The 14,224-nt window shown below is 32.7% G+C and carries 8 protein-coding genes and 1 pseudogene; 6 read left to right on the forward strand and 3 right to left on the reverse strand.

The genetic code is table 11. The features are described 5' to 3' along the window. Positions 1-267: 267 nt before the first annotated feature. From IEW94_RS07545 to IEW94_RS07555, 3 genes are all read right to left on the reverse strand, one after another. Positions 268-4,977: a DUF8693 domain-containing protein gene (locus tag IEW94_RS07545; RefSeq protein ID WP_188651635.1), complete on the reverse strand. Its 4,710-nt coding sequence runs from the start codon at positions 4,975-4,977 to the stop codon at positions 268-270. 407 nt (positions 4,978-5,384) lie between these two features. After that, the gene (locus tag IEW94_RS07550; protein WP_188651637.1) at positions 5,385-5,528 is read right to left on the reverse strand and encodes a DUF5679 domain-containing protein; all 144 of its coding nucleotides are present in this window, start codon (positions 5,526-5,528) and stop codon (positions 5,385-5,387) included. Between the two features lie 203 nt (positions 5,529-5,731). Continuing rightward, entirely contained in the window at positions 5,732-7,480 is a 1,749-nt protein-coding gene (locus tag IEW94_RS07555) for a sensor histidine kinase (RefSeq protein WP_188651639.1), read from the reverse strand. A gap of 467 nt (positions 7,481-7,947) precedes the next feature. Between IEW94_RS07555 and IEW94_RS07560 the strand changes: the two genes are divergently transcribed. The 6 genes and pseudogenes from IEW94_RS07560 to IEW94_RS07585 form a co-directional block, all read left to right on the forward strand. Beyond that, a complete protein-coding gene (locus IEW94_RS07560) occupies positions 7,948-8,592 on the forward strand; it encodes a response regulator (RefSeq protein WP_188651641.1) in 645 nt (214 codons plus the stop codon). Between the two features lie 123 nt (positions 8,593-8,715). Beyond that, a complete protein-coding gene (locus IEW94_RS07565) occupies positions 8,716-10,665 on the forward strand; it encodes a hybrid sensor histidine kinase/response regulator (protein ID WP_188651643.1) in 1,950 nt (649 codons plus the stop codon). A gap of 27 nt (positions 10,666-10,692) precedes the next feature. Next, the gene (locus IEW94_RS07570; protein WP_188651645.1) at positions 10,693-11,097 is read left to right on the forward strand and encodes a response regulator; all 405 of its coding nucleotides are present in this window, start codon (positions 10,693-10,695) and stop codon (positions 11,095-11,097) included. 236 nt (positions 11,098-11,333) lie between these two features. Continuing rightward, positions 11,334-12,002, forward strand: coding sequence for a TetR/AcrR family transcriptional regulator (locus IEW94_RS07575; RefSeq protein WP_188651647.1), 669 nt, complete (start codon positions 11,334-11,336; stop codon positions 12,000-12,002). Between the two features lie 6 nt (positions 12,003-12,008). Then, positions 12,009-13,676 (forward strand): peptidase domain-containing ABC transporter, encoded by a 1,668-nt coding sequence (locus IEW94_RS07580; protein WP_188651649.1) that lies wholly within the window; start codon positions 12,009-12,011, stop codon positions 13,674-13,676. Positions 13,677-13,679: 3 nt separating this feature from the next. Continuing rightward, a pseudogene (locus IEW94_RS07585) lies at positions 13,680-14,224 on the forward strand (biotin attachment protein); the annotation flags it as partial.

Below are 14,224 nucleotides of genomic sequence, written 5' to 3' on the forward strand. Positions count from 1 at the left end.
ATTGTATTTATGTCTGCAATTTACAAAAATACACTCTTAAAATAATCACTTTAATAATAATATAAATAACTCATTAAAAGCGCTTTATTCAATTATAATCTTAAAAAGAAAGGCACCTATTTAAAAAATAAGTGCCTCTTTGCTATTAATCCTACTATTGCTTATAAAATTTCAATAATAAGTGTGTACAAAATTACAAGGTTAAAATAAGTTTCATGTAACATATGTTACACAATAACCCTTTGAATTTTGGGAATAACCCTTTAATTATTCCACAATGATCTTTTTATTAACTGTTCCTTTATCTGTTTTTAGTTTCACAATATAGGCTCCTGTACTAATATGCACGGGTATGGATGTATGTTTTATAAACCCATTAAAATCAATTATTTTTTGTCCCATTAGATTATATATTTCACCTCCAAAAATTTGTGCTTCAGCTTTTACAGTAATATTCAAAATTGAGCTATTGGAATCATAATAAAGGATCAGTTCTTTTTCTAAATCTGGTTCATTATTGTTTAGCGATTTATTATCTGAAGATTTGAAAACAAGCTTGAACCTATCATTATAAGTTCCAGCATCTAAATATATGCTAAAGACATTATTATTAATTTGAAATGTTTCATTGGTTGCTGTGTCCTTGATATAAAGCGGTTTTTCAGAATCCATATTTTCTATGCCATCTATTTTAACACGGGCAATGCCAGCTTTTTTAACAATCAGTCCAAGAGAAAATTCTTGTGAATCATCAAAATCACCAACACCTTGAATCACAAACTTTCCACCTTCAATATCCCAATACATATCTTCTTCATTGACATCTACCATAAAAGCATCATAACCAATATCAAACTTATTTGATGCTTTTTTATTGGCACCTAAAACCAATTGTCTGTGATATCCTAAGGGCGAATCATACATCAATCTAATGATTGGATTTGCATTTGCTGTTTTATTGGTATTGCTGTTGTTCTTAGTATTTGACGTTTTAAAAAATAAAGAGGATGACCCGTTTTCTGTTTCAAAAACGCGTTGACTGTTTTTGAAAACAATATTACCTCCATCAACAGTTGAAATGGGCAAACTATTATTATTATCAAATCCCTCAATATGGGTAGACACAAAGAATCCTTGATTAACTGCAACATATTGACCAGGCACTTTTGAACCACTGGCACCATTTGCATTAATGCGAGCATCATTTGAAATTGCTACCGCACCTCCAGTTAAGTTTCTTACCGCATATCCACCTACGTAACCACTCGTTGAATGGGTGTTTGTTTCACCAAAGTGATCCCAAAAATATAATGCGCCATTAATGATGGTTCCATTGGTGTTATTTCCTCCATCAGCAACACTTAAATTATCCAGTATAAACTGCGTGGCATCAATGGCTGAAGGATACGGATTTCCTATAAGCCGTTCAACTTCACCTGATGTTTTATCCAATGGTAGCGTAATGTCACCATTGTATGGCAATCCCTTGAACACATAGTTTTGTTGAGTTGAAATAGGGACCGAACCCGAAGTTCCTTTCATGGTAAAACCTTCACCAGGTAACAATGATGAGTTTTCGGTTATTTTATTCCAAGCATAATAATCGTCATAAGGACCATAAAAGGTATACAACCAATACGAACTAATGGTTTTTGGCAAACCCGGTGGGGGAATAGACCCACCGCCATTGGGATCTGAATTAAATATAAGACTTTGATATGATGCGGAATTTGAACCATCATTTAAAACACCTAAGATAGTGTAATTGGAATTTGATTTTGCTATACCAGAACCTCTGGTTGCTGAATTTCCCGCTATAGGACCAACAGATGATGACCAATAATTATAATTAAATGAATTGGCTGTACCTTGTTGATCTCTCTCTATATAACCTCCACTATCTGCATCAATAATACTGCCCTCTGGCTGAATTAATTGAGATTCACCCTCAAGGTCTATAACCCCGTCCAATTCCAAATACTTGTTAATAGTCAAGCTATGCCCGGTACCTGTGCCAGTACCCATATTGGTAACGCCATCCATTGTTAATGTTCCTACTTCAGAAATTAAACCAGATACTGTAATGTCCCTGTTACCAGAAGTAACGTCATTGGTTAAATGAACAATATTCCAATCAATCGTTGTTGAACCATCAATCCCAACAGAATTTGGAAGGTACAAATCACCATTATTTAACCATGTTGCAGCAGTATCCCATGCATTGTCACCATCTGTTTCATAAGGAATTGGTGCCGTTACAATTTGTGAGGAATCTATATTTTGGGGTATGCCGTCAACACCGTAGCCAGAACTATCAAATGCCGTGTTAGAATCCAACTGATAATAGCCTAACAGATTGCTCCATGACAAACCTCCAGAAATATCCAGTTTTGTTTCAGACCCTTTTACGTTTGTACTGTTTTGTTCTATATGCTGGTTCATCATCTCCCTAATTTGGGACTCACTCAATGCCACATCCCAGACACGAACTTCTTGAATGGCTCCATCAAAAAAGTTAATGTTTAAGGGTGTTGTTAGGTAATTTGACATATCAGAGCCTACAATGAAGATATTGGATGTATTAGTGGGCGGCGATGATGCAGATGCCGAGACAACCTCTATACCATCAATGTACATTTTTGAAGTTGAACCATTATATGTTACTGCAATATGATGCCATTGGTTATTTGGAATAGCATACGGCGAAGTCATGTTCAACAACTCGTTGTTTGAATTATCATACCAAATCAAATTAGGATAATTATTTTTTAAACTTAAATGATATCCCGTTTTATCGGTTGCATCTATATTTCCTTTTGATATAATGGTTCCTGTAGCAACTGTGTTTTCTTGAAAAACCCAGGCCTCTAAAGAAAAGGAGTTTGTTAAATCGTGATTATCTGCAAAATCAACATGCTCATCAATCCCATCAAAATCAATTAAATAATCGATAATGTTGACCGAATAATCTTCAACTTCACCATCAAATCCAGATTCACAACTTGAAGGATAATTGGCCCATTTTGTGGTTACTCGCATTCTTGACGTACCTATTGTTGCTCCAGTTGGAACTGTAATAGACATAGGAGAATTTGAGGTAGCACCATCTACAACGTTGTACGCCCAACCCATGTCATATTCTTCTCCAGGATCATTAAAATCTCCATCCCGGTTCCAATCTATCCATACGTTAGTATAGACAACATAAGGACCGTCTGTATTGACATGTACCGTTAGATCATGTGTTGTTCCCTTATAAATATTAGTCGATATATTGGTAAAGTCTTCATAGGGTTTATCCTTAGGTATTTCATTATCAGCATTGCTTATGGTGTTAAAGGACACATAGGTAACACTGGTATCATAGGTGGTACTTCCATTTGAGCTACAATACTCACCTCTTCCCTCAATTAAAAATGTATATGGGTTTTCATCAGAATCATTATTCGCAATAGATACTGTTGCAATATGGGTTCCGGATGTAGTTGGATCATAAGTAATGGTGAATGTTGTACTCCCTCCAGAAGAAATTGAGGGACTGGGATTGGCTGTTAATGAAAAATCCGTTGATCCTGTTATGGTAATATATGGACTTGGATCTGTTAACGTTATGGCAGAACTTCCCAAGTTTTGAATAGTAAATGTATGGGAAACAGAGTTGGTACCCGTAACCTCTACACCACCAAAATCTGTGTCATCAGATACTGAAATTACTGTATTGCCATCTGGAATATCCGTACCGTTGCCTTTAACGTTTATTTCAGGCCCAACATAACTGGTTTGCAAACCACTTAAATCTATAATCTGTATTTCATGGGACACCGAATTTCCATTTCTATGACACCAATGTGCTGCCTGAGTAGTTGATTTTAAATAGTAATTACGCCATCCTCTACCATAAGCAGTTCCACTACCACTAGATGTTGAAGTGCCTACAATTAAAGCTTGGTTGATATCTGACAACCCTGCCGATGTGATATTGATTGTTGATTCCCCTGCCGAATTATCAGTATCTTGAAAGCGTGTTACATTTAAACCTGAATTAACCAGAACATGAACAAAATGCCTATTGGTTCCGTTAGAAACATGATTACTGTTAAACGTCCAATCGACTCTTTGGTTATTGTTTCCCGGTTGTGTTACTGGCCATAAATCGGCAATAGCATCATTATTACCACTTTCATTATTATCGGCTCTAAAATGACTGAAAATAATGGCATTATTCCATGAAGACACATCGGTAGCCGTACCTGTTCCGTCAGATCCATCTCTTAAAGTGATTGTACCTGTATCTGAACTTGTGTTTCCAGAATCGCCATGCAAAACTGTCCAATTTGCTCCAGTAAATTCAACCAGCGTAATATAGACCTTAACATTATTGGCGTTTGAACCTTTCTGCACTCGTAAAGTAGAAGCATCTTCCAGATAGGTTATGGCAGTTCCAGAATCGGCATCTGCTTGGGATGAATTGTTTAAAATACCAGTAATAAAAGGTATGCATTTATTGGCATTTGTTATTCCGGATAAAGCTTGGGTTACACTATTATTTGAGCCATTTAAGTTAACAACATACCGCCCTCTTACAATCATTTCATTACCACCTCCCGGAGAACCAATATATTCCCAAATTGAAGTGTTAAAACGCATATCACTGTTACTGGAATTTGATTCCCTGTAATAGGTCAGCGTATTAGTGCTGGTTAACTGCCTAGCCCCCGACAAGTCATCACCATTATAAGTGTTGTTATTGGTAGGTGATCCTGCTTGGGTTTTGCGGTTATTGTTTGCCAACTCAACAGCACTGTTTAAGGAACTGACGGCAGTAAAACTTGTATTGGTTCCTCCGTTTCTCCCTATATCATCTTGAATGTGCTGGACCTTAAAATCAGGAGTTTGCGCATGACTAATAGCACACATTAACAAAAAGATAACTACAAACCTAATATTTGGCTTGTAATGCTTTGAGAGACTTTTCATTACAAAAAATTTACATTACCTTTTTTAAAAGGTTATTTTTTTTAAATAGCAAAGCAAACATACACAAACAATCGATTAAAAACAAATTTTATCGATAAAATGTTTGTTTTGTTTATTTTTGTAATGAATTTCTTAAAATTGAAGTTGATTTATGAGATTAATCTAAGTTTTCTAAAATCCCACGATAAAGATAAGGAATAAATCCAAAAATATGACACCTTAATAAATTAACTTGAACAAAAGTAATTCCCTAATATTCCATGAAAATATTTTTAGAAACAATATAGTTTCAACTTAACAAAAACAAAAAAAGCATCCCATTTTCTAGTACTGAAAATGGGATGCTTATAAAATTTAATGATCAATAAGCCTAAAGGCTATTAATTCAATTCTAACAAAAAATTAGTTTATGCCTTTCCAAGAATTCTGAACATGCCAGTACCACAAGTTGGGCATTTTCCTTTCATGGCTTTTCTGCCGTTTTTCATAGTAACTTCAGCGGCATCTTTGATTTCTTTTTTGTCTTTACATTTTACACAATATCCTTCCATAATATGTTTTGTTTTAGTATTGGTTTTGGTTAAACTTTATGATTTTTAAATATATGCTATATTTTTTAGTCACACGAATAAAATTATAACAAATTACTATTTTTTTAATTTACTACTTGAGTTTTAGGTATTCTTTTATTTTTATTCATTTGAATTACAAAAGCTTTCACTGAGATTTACTAAGAATTTTAACCCATTGGCAATTATATGTAAGGCACACTAATTTTAATTGTAGTGCCTGTATTTTTTTCCGAATTTATTGAAATTCTCCCATCCAGGTTTTGTACGCGTTCTTTCACAGCAAAAAGACCAAACCCGCCTTCTCCTACTTTTGCCTTTGGCAATTCATTTTTATTAAATCCTTTACCATCATCGGAAACCTTAATTTCAAGTAACTCATCATTAACTTTCATTTCAATTTTCAAATTATTGGCCTGAGCATGCTTCACAGTGTTGTTCACCAATTCCTGAATAACCCTAAAGACAAGTATCAATTTTGATTCAGAAAGTTTAATTTTATTTAAATCTGTAATAAACGAAGTTTTTATATGATGTTCTTGTTGTGTTTTATCCGCTAGCCAATACATGGTTTCAATTAAACCCATTTCATACAATACGGGCGGACATAGATCATATGTGATTTTTCTGGAATTATCTAACGCTTCTTCAATATATTGTATTACAGACTTAAACTCTTTTTGAGCATTTTCTGTGACAATCTCATCGTGTAAATCATTTAATTTCATTTTTGAAATTACCAATAACTGACTTAAATGGTCGTGTATATTGGCAGCAATTTCCTTTCGTTGTTTTTCTTCGGTCAATGAAATTTCTGTTGTTAGTTTTTTTAATGATTTTTGATAATTATCAATTATTTTTTCACGTTCAACACGTTCTGTGATATCACGCGAAACAGATACAATCTTTATTAATTCATTTTTGTTATTAAGCACTGGTTGACGATTCGATTCAAACCATCTATATTTGCCATCTTTTGATTTAAATCTATAAATCAGTAAAATTGATAATCCCGCTTTCAGTTTATTCCAATAAGTATCTGATGTAACAAGCGAAACATCATCTGGATGAAAGTAAATATGGGATTTTTTTCCAAGCACTTCATTGGGCTCATAACCGCTTGCATTTGTTCCAGATGGACTCACATAAAGGAATCTTCCATCCGTATCAAGAAGTGAAATTACATCAGTTGTGTTTTCCGCCAACAGTTTATATTTTTCTTCGCTTTCCTTTAATTTTAGGTTGGCATTTTTTTGCTCGGTAATATCAATTACCGTGGAGATCATAAGATTTTGATCGAACACGGGAATATTTTGTGCATTGATAAACTTTTTTTCACCACTGCTCGTTGTAATTTCTATTCCGTACCAACGCATTCTATTTGGATCACCACTATTAATATCTTCCAGAACCCTTTCTCTTATCATGTTTCGATATTCTTCATCAGGATATACACTTTCAAAAAAGCTTTCAAGATTTACCAAGTCCTTTTCTGGCCATCCATAAATATCAGTGAAGTTCTTATTCATGAAAACTGTATTGCCATCATCCATTTTATTAACAGCAAGCCCTATTGGCAAATATTTTAAAATGGTTTCTATGTAAACATTTCTGTCCTGTAATCTTGATTTTACCTTTTCATTTTCTTCAGTAAGATTCAAAAGATTCTCCTTTTGAAGCTCAAGTTCATGTATAGACTTTCTTTTGGCTTTGGTTTCGCGCTGAATTAAAACAAACAAAATAATAGATGTTGCAAATACAAACCCCAAACCTTTATAGATTTCTATGGTGGTTAGCATTTCAACGGAAAGTGTATTACCAAAAATGAGCACAACTATACGGTCAGAAAAAATAATATATACAGAACTAATTAAAAGATAGATCAATGAAATCTTCAGAGAACCGAAGTACTTACTGTTTTTAATACGCTTCATAAATAATTCTTTAACTACATGTACGGTTTATAATTGATAATAGTTTAGACCTATACAAAATGACAAATAACAACTTGGCTCTAGACTTCTCTGAAAAATATTATTAGCTGACTATATTAAGATTGTAAGTTAAATTAAAAATAATACAAATCATAATAAATTCATGCGAGCATTTATCCCGTTTTAAGCCACCAATATATCCAAGAGACAACAACCAATACAATAAAATATGCAAGGGCAAGTTTAAATATAGATCAGAATTGAAAATTTTCATATGTGATAATGAATTGGGTTCTACATTAAAATTTTAGTAAAAGACCAAATCCTAAATAGTGGATTTGGTTTTTTTTTCTGTTGATGAACAGATTAAAAATTTAAACAGAAACATGAATGCTATTACTGTCATCAAACAAAGATTCTAAAACAAATTTTCATACCTTTATAATAGCTTAATAAAATAATTATTTATGGAAAAATCGATTTTATTGGTAGATGACCATAAAATAGTTAGAGATGGTCTTAAAAGTTTAATTGAAAAAAACAAAACTTTAAGAATCATCAGTGAGGCTAATGATGGCAGAGAGGCCATAAAATTATGTGAAAAACTCAAACCAGATGTTGTTATAATGGATGTTGCCATGAGTGGTTTAAATGGCATTGAGGCTACTAAACAAATAATCAACATAGACCCCAATATAAAAGTAATTGCATTATCCATGCATTCAGAAAAACAATTTGTTATTGGCATGTTTAAGGCCGGTGCTTATGGCTACTTGCTTAAAGATTCAAGTTCTGAAGAACTCATCACAGCCATATTGGCCGTAACACGTAATGAAAAATACATTTCCCAAAAAATCTCCAATATCCTTATAGAAAGTATAGCAGAAATCAGTTCTGATGATAATTCAAATCAACTCTCTGAAAGAGAAAGAGAAGTGCTCCAGCTCATAGCCGAAGGCAATTCATCAAAAGAAATAGGCGAATTACTCTTTTTAAGTTCCAAAACGGTTGATGTACATAGAAAAAACATCATGCAAAAGCTAGATTTATTCACGCTTCAGGATTTAACAAAATATGCCGTTAAAAATGGCATTATTTCATTAGACCGTTAAAATTCAGCTCATAAATTTCCTATCTCTACTGGTAAGCAAACTTTTACTGTAATATAACAAATTTGCTTATTGATTCGTCTTGTTTAAAAATGAATATTTGTAGGGTAATTGAACCTACTTATAATGACGGAATTTCAAAGGAAATTAAGAATCTTAGATTTTATACCTAACAGCTTTACCAAAAAGGAACTTTTTAAAATACTCAACAAAATACCTGTGCCATTAGCAATGGTTGACAGCAACCAAGATATTGTTTTCGCCAATCAACAATTGTTAAACTTAGGCGGGTTTTCAAATTTAAAAGGTGAAACATGCAAAAGTTCTTTTTGTAACAGTATTTCCTGCTCTTGTTTAGCAATACCAGGTGAAAATTTATCAGACAAAATCAAAACAGGATTTGTTAAAAAAGATGGCACTTTAGCTATTGTCAACAAAATTGCCCACAAATTAGCCCTAAACAACAAAGAATACACTTTGATTTTTATTATTGACATAACTGAAGAGGAAAAGCTTAAAAAATTTCAAGATGTAATAATAAAGGAAAAGTCAATAGCTGAAAAAAAGGCTTTAAAGGAAACCGAAAAATTTGAATTTCTGTTTGAAAACTTTGGTGAAGCCCTTTATCTTCTAAATAAAAAGGGTGATTTTATAAAAGTCAACAAAAAGGCTTTAAAACACCTGGGATATTCTAAAGAAGAATTACTTTCTATGAATGTTTTTGATATAAAAAAAACACAAAGCATTTCAAAAGTTTGTGATTTAATGGAAGCAGTAAAGAAAAAAGGAAATTTATTGTTTGAAACCAATCACGTGACCAAAAAAGGTAAAATTAAAACCGTTGAAATAGCGTCAAGCTACTTAAATTTAAACGGCGAAGATCATTATTTCAGCAGTGTTCGTGATATTACACTAAGAAAAAAACTAGAAAGTGATTTACTCATTTCAAGAGAAAAAGCACAAGAGTCAGAAAAGTTAAAATCGGCATTTTTAAATAATATAAGCCACCAGATACGAACACCACTTAATGGCATTTTGGGCTTTTTGGATATCTTGGAACATGATTTTTCAAACTTAACTCCAAAAGAACGAGCAGACTATTTTAATATCATTCGCGACAATAGCAATAAATTATTGAATACCGTTGAAGACATATTAGAAGTTTCAAAATTAAATTCTGGGCAGGCAAAATTAAAATCAGATTGTTTTTCATTGAAAATTAACTTAGAAAAGTTAATTGAAGAAATGAAGCAAACCTATCAAGCCAATAATAATTCGTTTTGCTTTGAAATCGATCCCGATTTAGAAAACATAATGATTAAAACAGACAAAGACATGCTAATGCGTGTTTTAAAAAGTTTACTGGATAATGTTTTCAAGTTCAATATCCAAAAAGTTTTAAAATTAATAGTTCAAAATAACAATGGCCATATACTTTTCTCTGTGGAAGACAATGGAGAAGGTATTCCAGACAAATATATTGACACCATATTTGAACCTTTCACTCAAACAGAATACACCTTAAAGCAAACCATAAATGGCATTGGGCTTGGGTTAACCATATCAAAAAAACTGGTAAATAATTTGGGTGGTGATTTAAAAGTTGAAAGTTTACCGGGAAAAGGTACCCGATTTTATTTTTCAATTCCATATAAAAATGAAAGTCAACTAACCAAAACCGGCAAACTTGAAGTTCCTAATAAATCTTTAATTGGTAAAACCATATTAATTGCTGAAGATGACCTTATAACCTATATGCTATTAGAAACCAAACTTAAGGCAGAAGGTTGCAATATAGTGCATGCTATAAACGGCAATGAAGCCATAAAACAATTTGAATCAAACAAATTGATTGATTTGATCATTATGGATATTAACATGCCTGAAATGGATGGCTTAGAAGCTTCAAAAACCATCAGGGAAACATGTGAAAAAATTCCAATTTTAGCACATTCAGCATTTGTACATGACGAATGCAAGAACAATTATTTAAAGTATGGATTCAATGGGTTTTTAAATAAACCAACAGATACAAATACACTCATTAAAACAATAATGGCATGTATTAAAAATTAAGGAAAAAACTCATATAAAATATAAATCATGTCATTTATTACATTACCAAAAAAGCAAAAAAAATCATTCAGTATAATGGTTGTAGAGGACGATGCTGTTATTGGAGAAAAAATAACCAATGATTTTCAACATTTTATTGATCCAAAAGAAATAAAACTAGCAAGGTCCTTAAAAGAGTCATTTGATTTATTGGAATCCTGCGCCTTTAAAATCATTGTATTGGATTTAAGTTTGCCAGACGGCAATGGAATAGCTGTTTTAGATAAGTTACAAGAAGATGGCTTAAATGTATTGGTTTATGTCTTTTCAATAAACTCAGAACTGAAAAAACTATGTTTAAGAAAGGGAGCAACTGCCTTTTTTGATAAATCAAAAGATTTCAATGATTTAAAATCTACAATAAAAAAACACTTCACAAATAGTTATTTATAATAACTTCTAAAAACCCCCTTTTGATAGGATTAATCTATTAGATTATAGCACTCATAAAAAACAAGGGGCTTCAAAACCATCTCAAAGAAATAAAATTTATATCCATTTTTAATTGAATTAACAATTTAGAAACACGACCACTTAAACTTGGCCATGTTAATAAATTGCAAAAAATAATAGTTTTCTTTTCTTTTTTAATAGTTTTACTATTATATTTGCGATAAATTTAATTATATATGGAATCATTACTTTCAAATATTAAAATATCGGTCCCAGAAAACATCTATGTTAAAGATCCTGAATCCTCAGCATTAGGCAAACGCATAGTAGAGCATAGTATCCTGTTAATAGATGAAATAGGTTTTGATAGTTTTACATTTAAAAAACTAGGTGAAAAAATTGGCTCAAACGAAAGCTCTATATACAGATACTTTGAAAGCAAACACAAACTCTTGCTTTATTTATCATCATGGTACTGGGCATGGATTGAATATCAATTGGTCATAGAAACGCATACTTTAAAATCTGACGAAAAATTAGAGAAAGCCATTGAGGTTGTATCCCGCAATATTGAGTTAGATTCAAAATATTCCCATATTAATGAAATCATTTTAAACAGAATTATCATTAATGAAAATTCCAAATCATTTCTAACCAAAGAAGTGGACAATGAAAACAAGGAAGGATTTTTTAGTGTTTACAAACGTGTGTCACATCGTTTAAGGGATATGATAGCCGCTGTTAACCCAAACTATAAATTCCCTTCAAGTTTGGCAAGTACTATCATTGAAACCGCTTTGCATCAGCATTTTATCAAAGATCATTTTATTTCCTTAACAGATTGCAACAACGAACTTACACCAACTGTGTTTTTAAAAGAGTTGGTTTTAAAAACCCTTAAATAACCCATTATGGATAAACTTACCATGTCTCCTTGGAAACGTTTTATAGGATTGCTTCAATTAGAAAAAAGAGAGATTTTTCAAGTTTTTTATTACGCCATATTTTCAGGTATTGTAGCCTTGTCACTCCCTTTGGGCATTCAGGCTATCATAAATCTTATTCAAGGTGCTGAAATATCAACATCATGGATTGTTTTGGTTATTTTGGTAACGCTTGGTGTAGCTTTTTCTGGAGCATTACAGCTCATGCAATTGCGCATTATTGAAACCATTCAACAACGTATTTTTTTAAGATCCTCTTTTGAACTCAGTTATCGGTTTCCAAAAATAAAGATGTCCGCCTTGAGCAATTATTATCCGCCTGAATTAGCAAACCGTTTTTTTGACACACTGACCATTCAAAAAGGACTATCAAAAATTCTGATAGATGTGCCAACAGCCGTCATACAGATTTTATTTGCTCTTATTTTATTGTCATTTTACCATCCGTTTTTCATCAGTTTTGGAATCTTGTTATTGGTGTTCATAGTAATCGTGTTTAAGTACACCGCAGAAAAAGGATTGGAGACAAGCCTGGAAGAATCTAAACATAAATACAAAGTAGCGCACTGGATTCAAGAAATAGCCAGAGCTATGGTAAGCTTTAAACTTTCTGGAAACACCAGTTTAGCAATTAATAAGAATGACGCTCTTGTGAATGAGTACATAACAGCAAGGGAAAGTCATTTTAAAATACTCATGCTACAATTTATTCAGATGATTAGCTTTAAAGTAATTGTAACCGCTAGTTTATTGCTTATAGGTGGCGCACTGGTATTAAACCAAGAAATGAACATTGGGCAATTCGTCGCTGCCGAAATTATTATTCTACTTGTAATTGCTTCGGTTGAAAAGCTTATTCTAGGACTGGAACCCTTCTACGATGTACTGACTTCTATTGAAAAACTTGGACAAATAGTTGATAAGGATTTAGAAAAGCAAAAAGGAAATAAACCTAAAATTTTAGATGATATTAACATAGAATTAGAGAACGTGCATTATAGTGTTCCAAATCGTGAAAAGCCCATTTTAACAAATATTTCGTTTAGCATAAATTCCAAAAGCAGAATACTGGTTCAAGGAGAAAACGGTTCGGGAAAATCCTCATTGTTACGCTTGATTTCCGCTGTTATCGAACCTACATCTGGAAATATTTATATCAACAATCAATCATTAAAAAGTATAAACCCCAATTATTATCGCTCATTATTGGGTTTATCACTAACAGAGGAAACTCCTTTTGAAGGCACCATAAGAGAAAACCTGACTTTTGGAAACACAGAAATAACAGATGAGGCTATTTTTAAAGTTCTTCAAGTTGTTGGTCTTATGTCCTTTGTTAAAGAACAACCTGACGGACTGGAAACCATACTCTACCCTGATGGGAAGCAAATATCATATACCGTTTCCAAAAAAATTGTTTTGGCTAGAGCTATTTTAAAACAACCTAAAGTTTTAATTTTTGAAGATGCCCTGTTAAGGTTCAATCAAGAAGAGAAGAACTCAATCATAAATTACCTAACACACAAAGACAGACCCTGGGCGTTAATTGTAGCTGGCAGTAATGAAGCCTGGAAAAATAAATGCACAGAATTTTTGACGCTTCATGAGGGACAAATCAAATCATTAAACTTTTAAGTTATGCTGAATATATCCCATAACCAATTGTTAAATAAACACATAGACCTAAGCGTTTATAAATCGGGCAAAAGAATCCTGGACAAAAGCTATTACAAATACTTTAACCGTTTTTTATTAGCTGCTGCCATTATTTTATTGATAGCCTTGTTTTTGCCATGGACACAAAACATAACCAGTCAAGGACAAGTGACTACCTTAAAGCCCAATCAACGGCCCCAACATATTCAATCACAAATTCCTGGCCGTATTGAAGAATGGTTTGTGCAAGAAGGAGATTATGTGAAAAAAGGCGATACCATATTAAGAATATCTGAAGTAAAAAGCGATTATTTTGATGACAAGTTAGTAGAACGGACAAATGATCAAATTGAGGCAAAATCGTCTTCTTTAAACTCTTACCAAGGCAAAGTAGAAGCGTTGAACAGACAGATTTTGGCACTAAATGAAAAACGATTAAAGTTGCAACAAACCCAAAATAAATTATTGCAAGCACGGTTAAAAGTAAAAAGTGACAGTATTGATCTTGAAGCGGCCAAAACCAATAT

The sequence above is a fragment of the Yeosuana aromativorans genome, assembly GCF_014646655.1.
Lineage (GTDB): Bacteria > Bacteroidota > Bacteroidia > Flavobacteriales > Flavobacteriaceae > Yeosuana > Yeosuana aromativorans.

What these genes read in the sequence shown, in the direction of transcription:
- IEW94_RS07545 (WP_188651635.1), bottom strand. Translation starts at nt 4,977, where the DNA reads ATGAAAAGTCTCTCAAAGCATTACAAGCCAAATATTAGGTTTGTAGTT.
- IEW94_RS07565 (WP_188651643.1), top strand. Translation starts at nt 8,716, where the DNA reads ATGACGGAATTTCAAAGGAAATTAAGAATCTTAGATTTTATACCTAAC.
- IEW94_RS07575 (WP_188651647.1), top strand. Translation starts at nt 11,334, where the DNA reads ATGGAATCATTACTTTCAAATATTAAAATATCGGTCCCAGAAAACATC.
- IEW94_RS07555 (WP_188651639.1), bottom strand. Translation starts at nt 7,480, where the DNA reads ATGAAGCGTATTAAAAACAGTAAGTACTTCGGTTCTCTGAAGATTTCA.
- IEW94_RS07560 (WP_188651641.1), top strand. Translation starts at nt 7,948, where the DNA reads ATGGAAAAATCGATTTTATTGGTAGATGACCATAAAATAGTTAGAGAT.
- IEW94_RS07570 (WP_188651645.1), top strand. Translation starts at nt 10,693, where the DNA reads ATGTCATTTATTACATTACCAAAAAAGCAAAAAAAATCATTCAGTATA.
- IEW94_RS07550 (WP_188651637.1), bottom strand. Translation starts at nt 5,528, where the DNA reads ATGGAAGGATATTGTGTAAAATGTAAAGACAAAAAAGAAATCAAAGAT.
- IEW94_RS07580 (WP_188651649.1), top strand. Translation starts at nt 12,009, where the DNA reads ATGGATAAACTTACCATGTCTCCTTGGAAACGTTTTATAGGATTGCTT.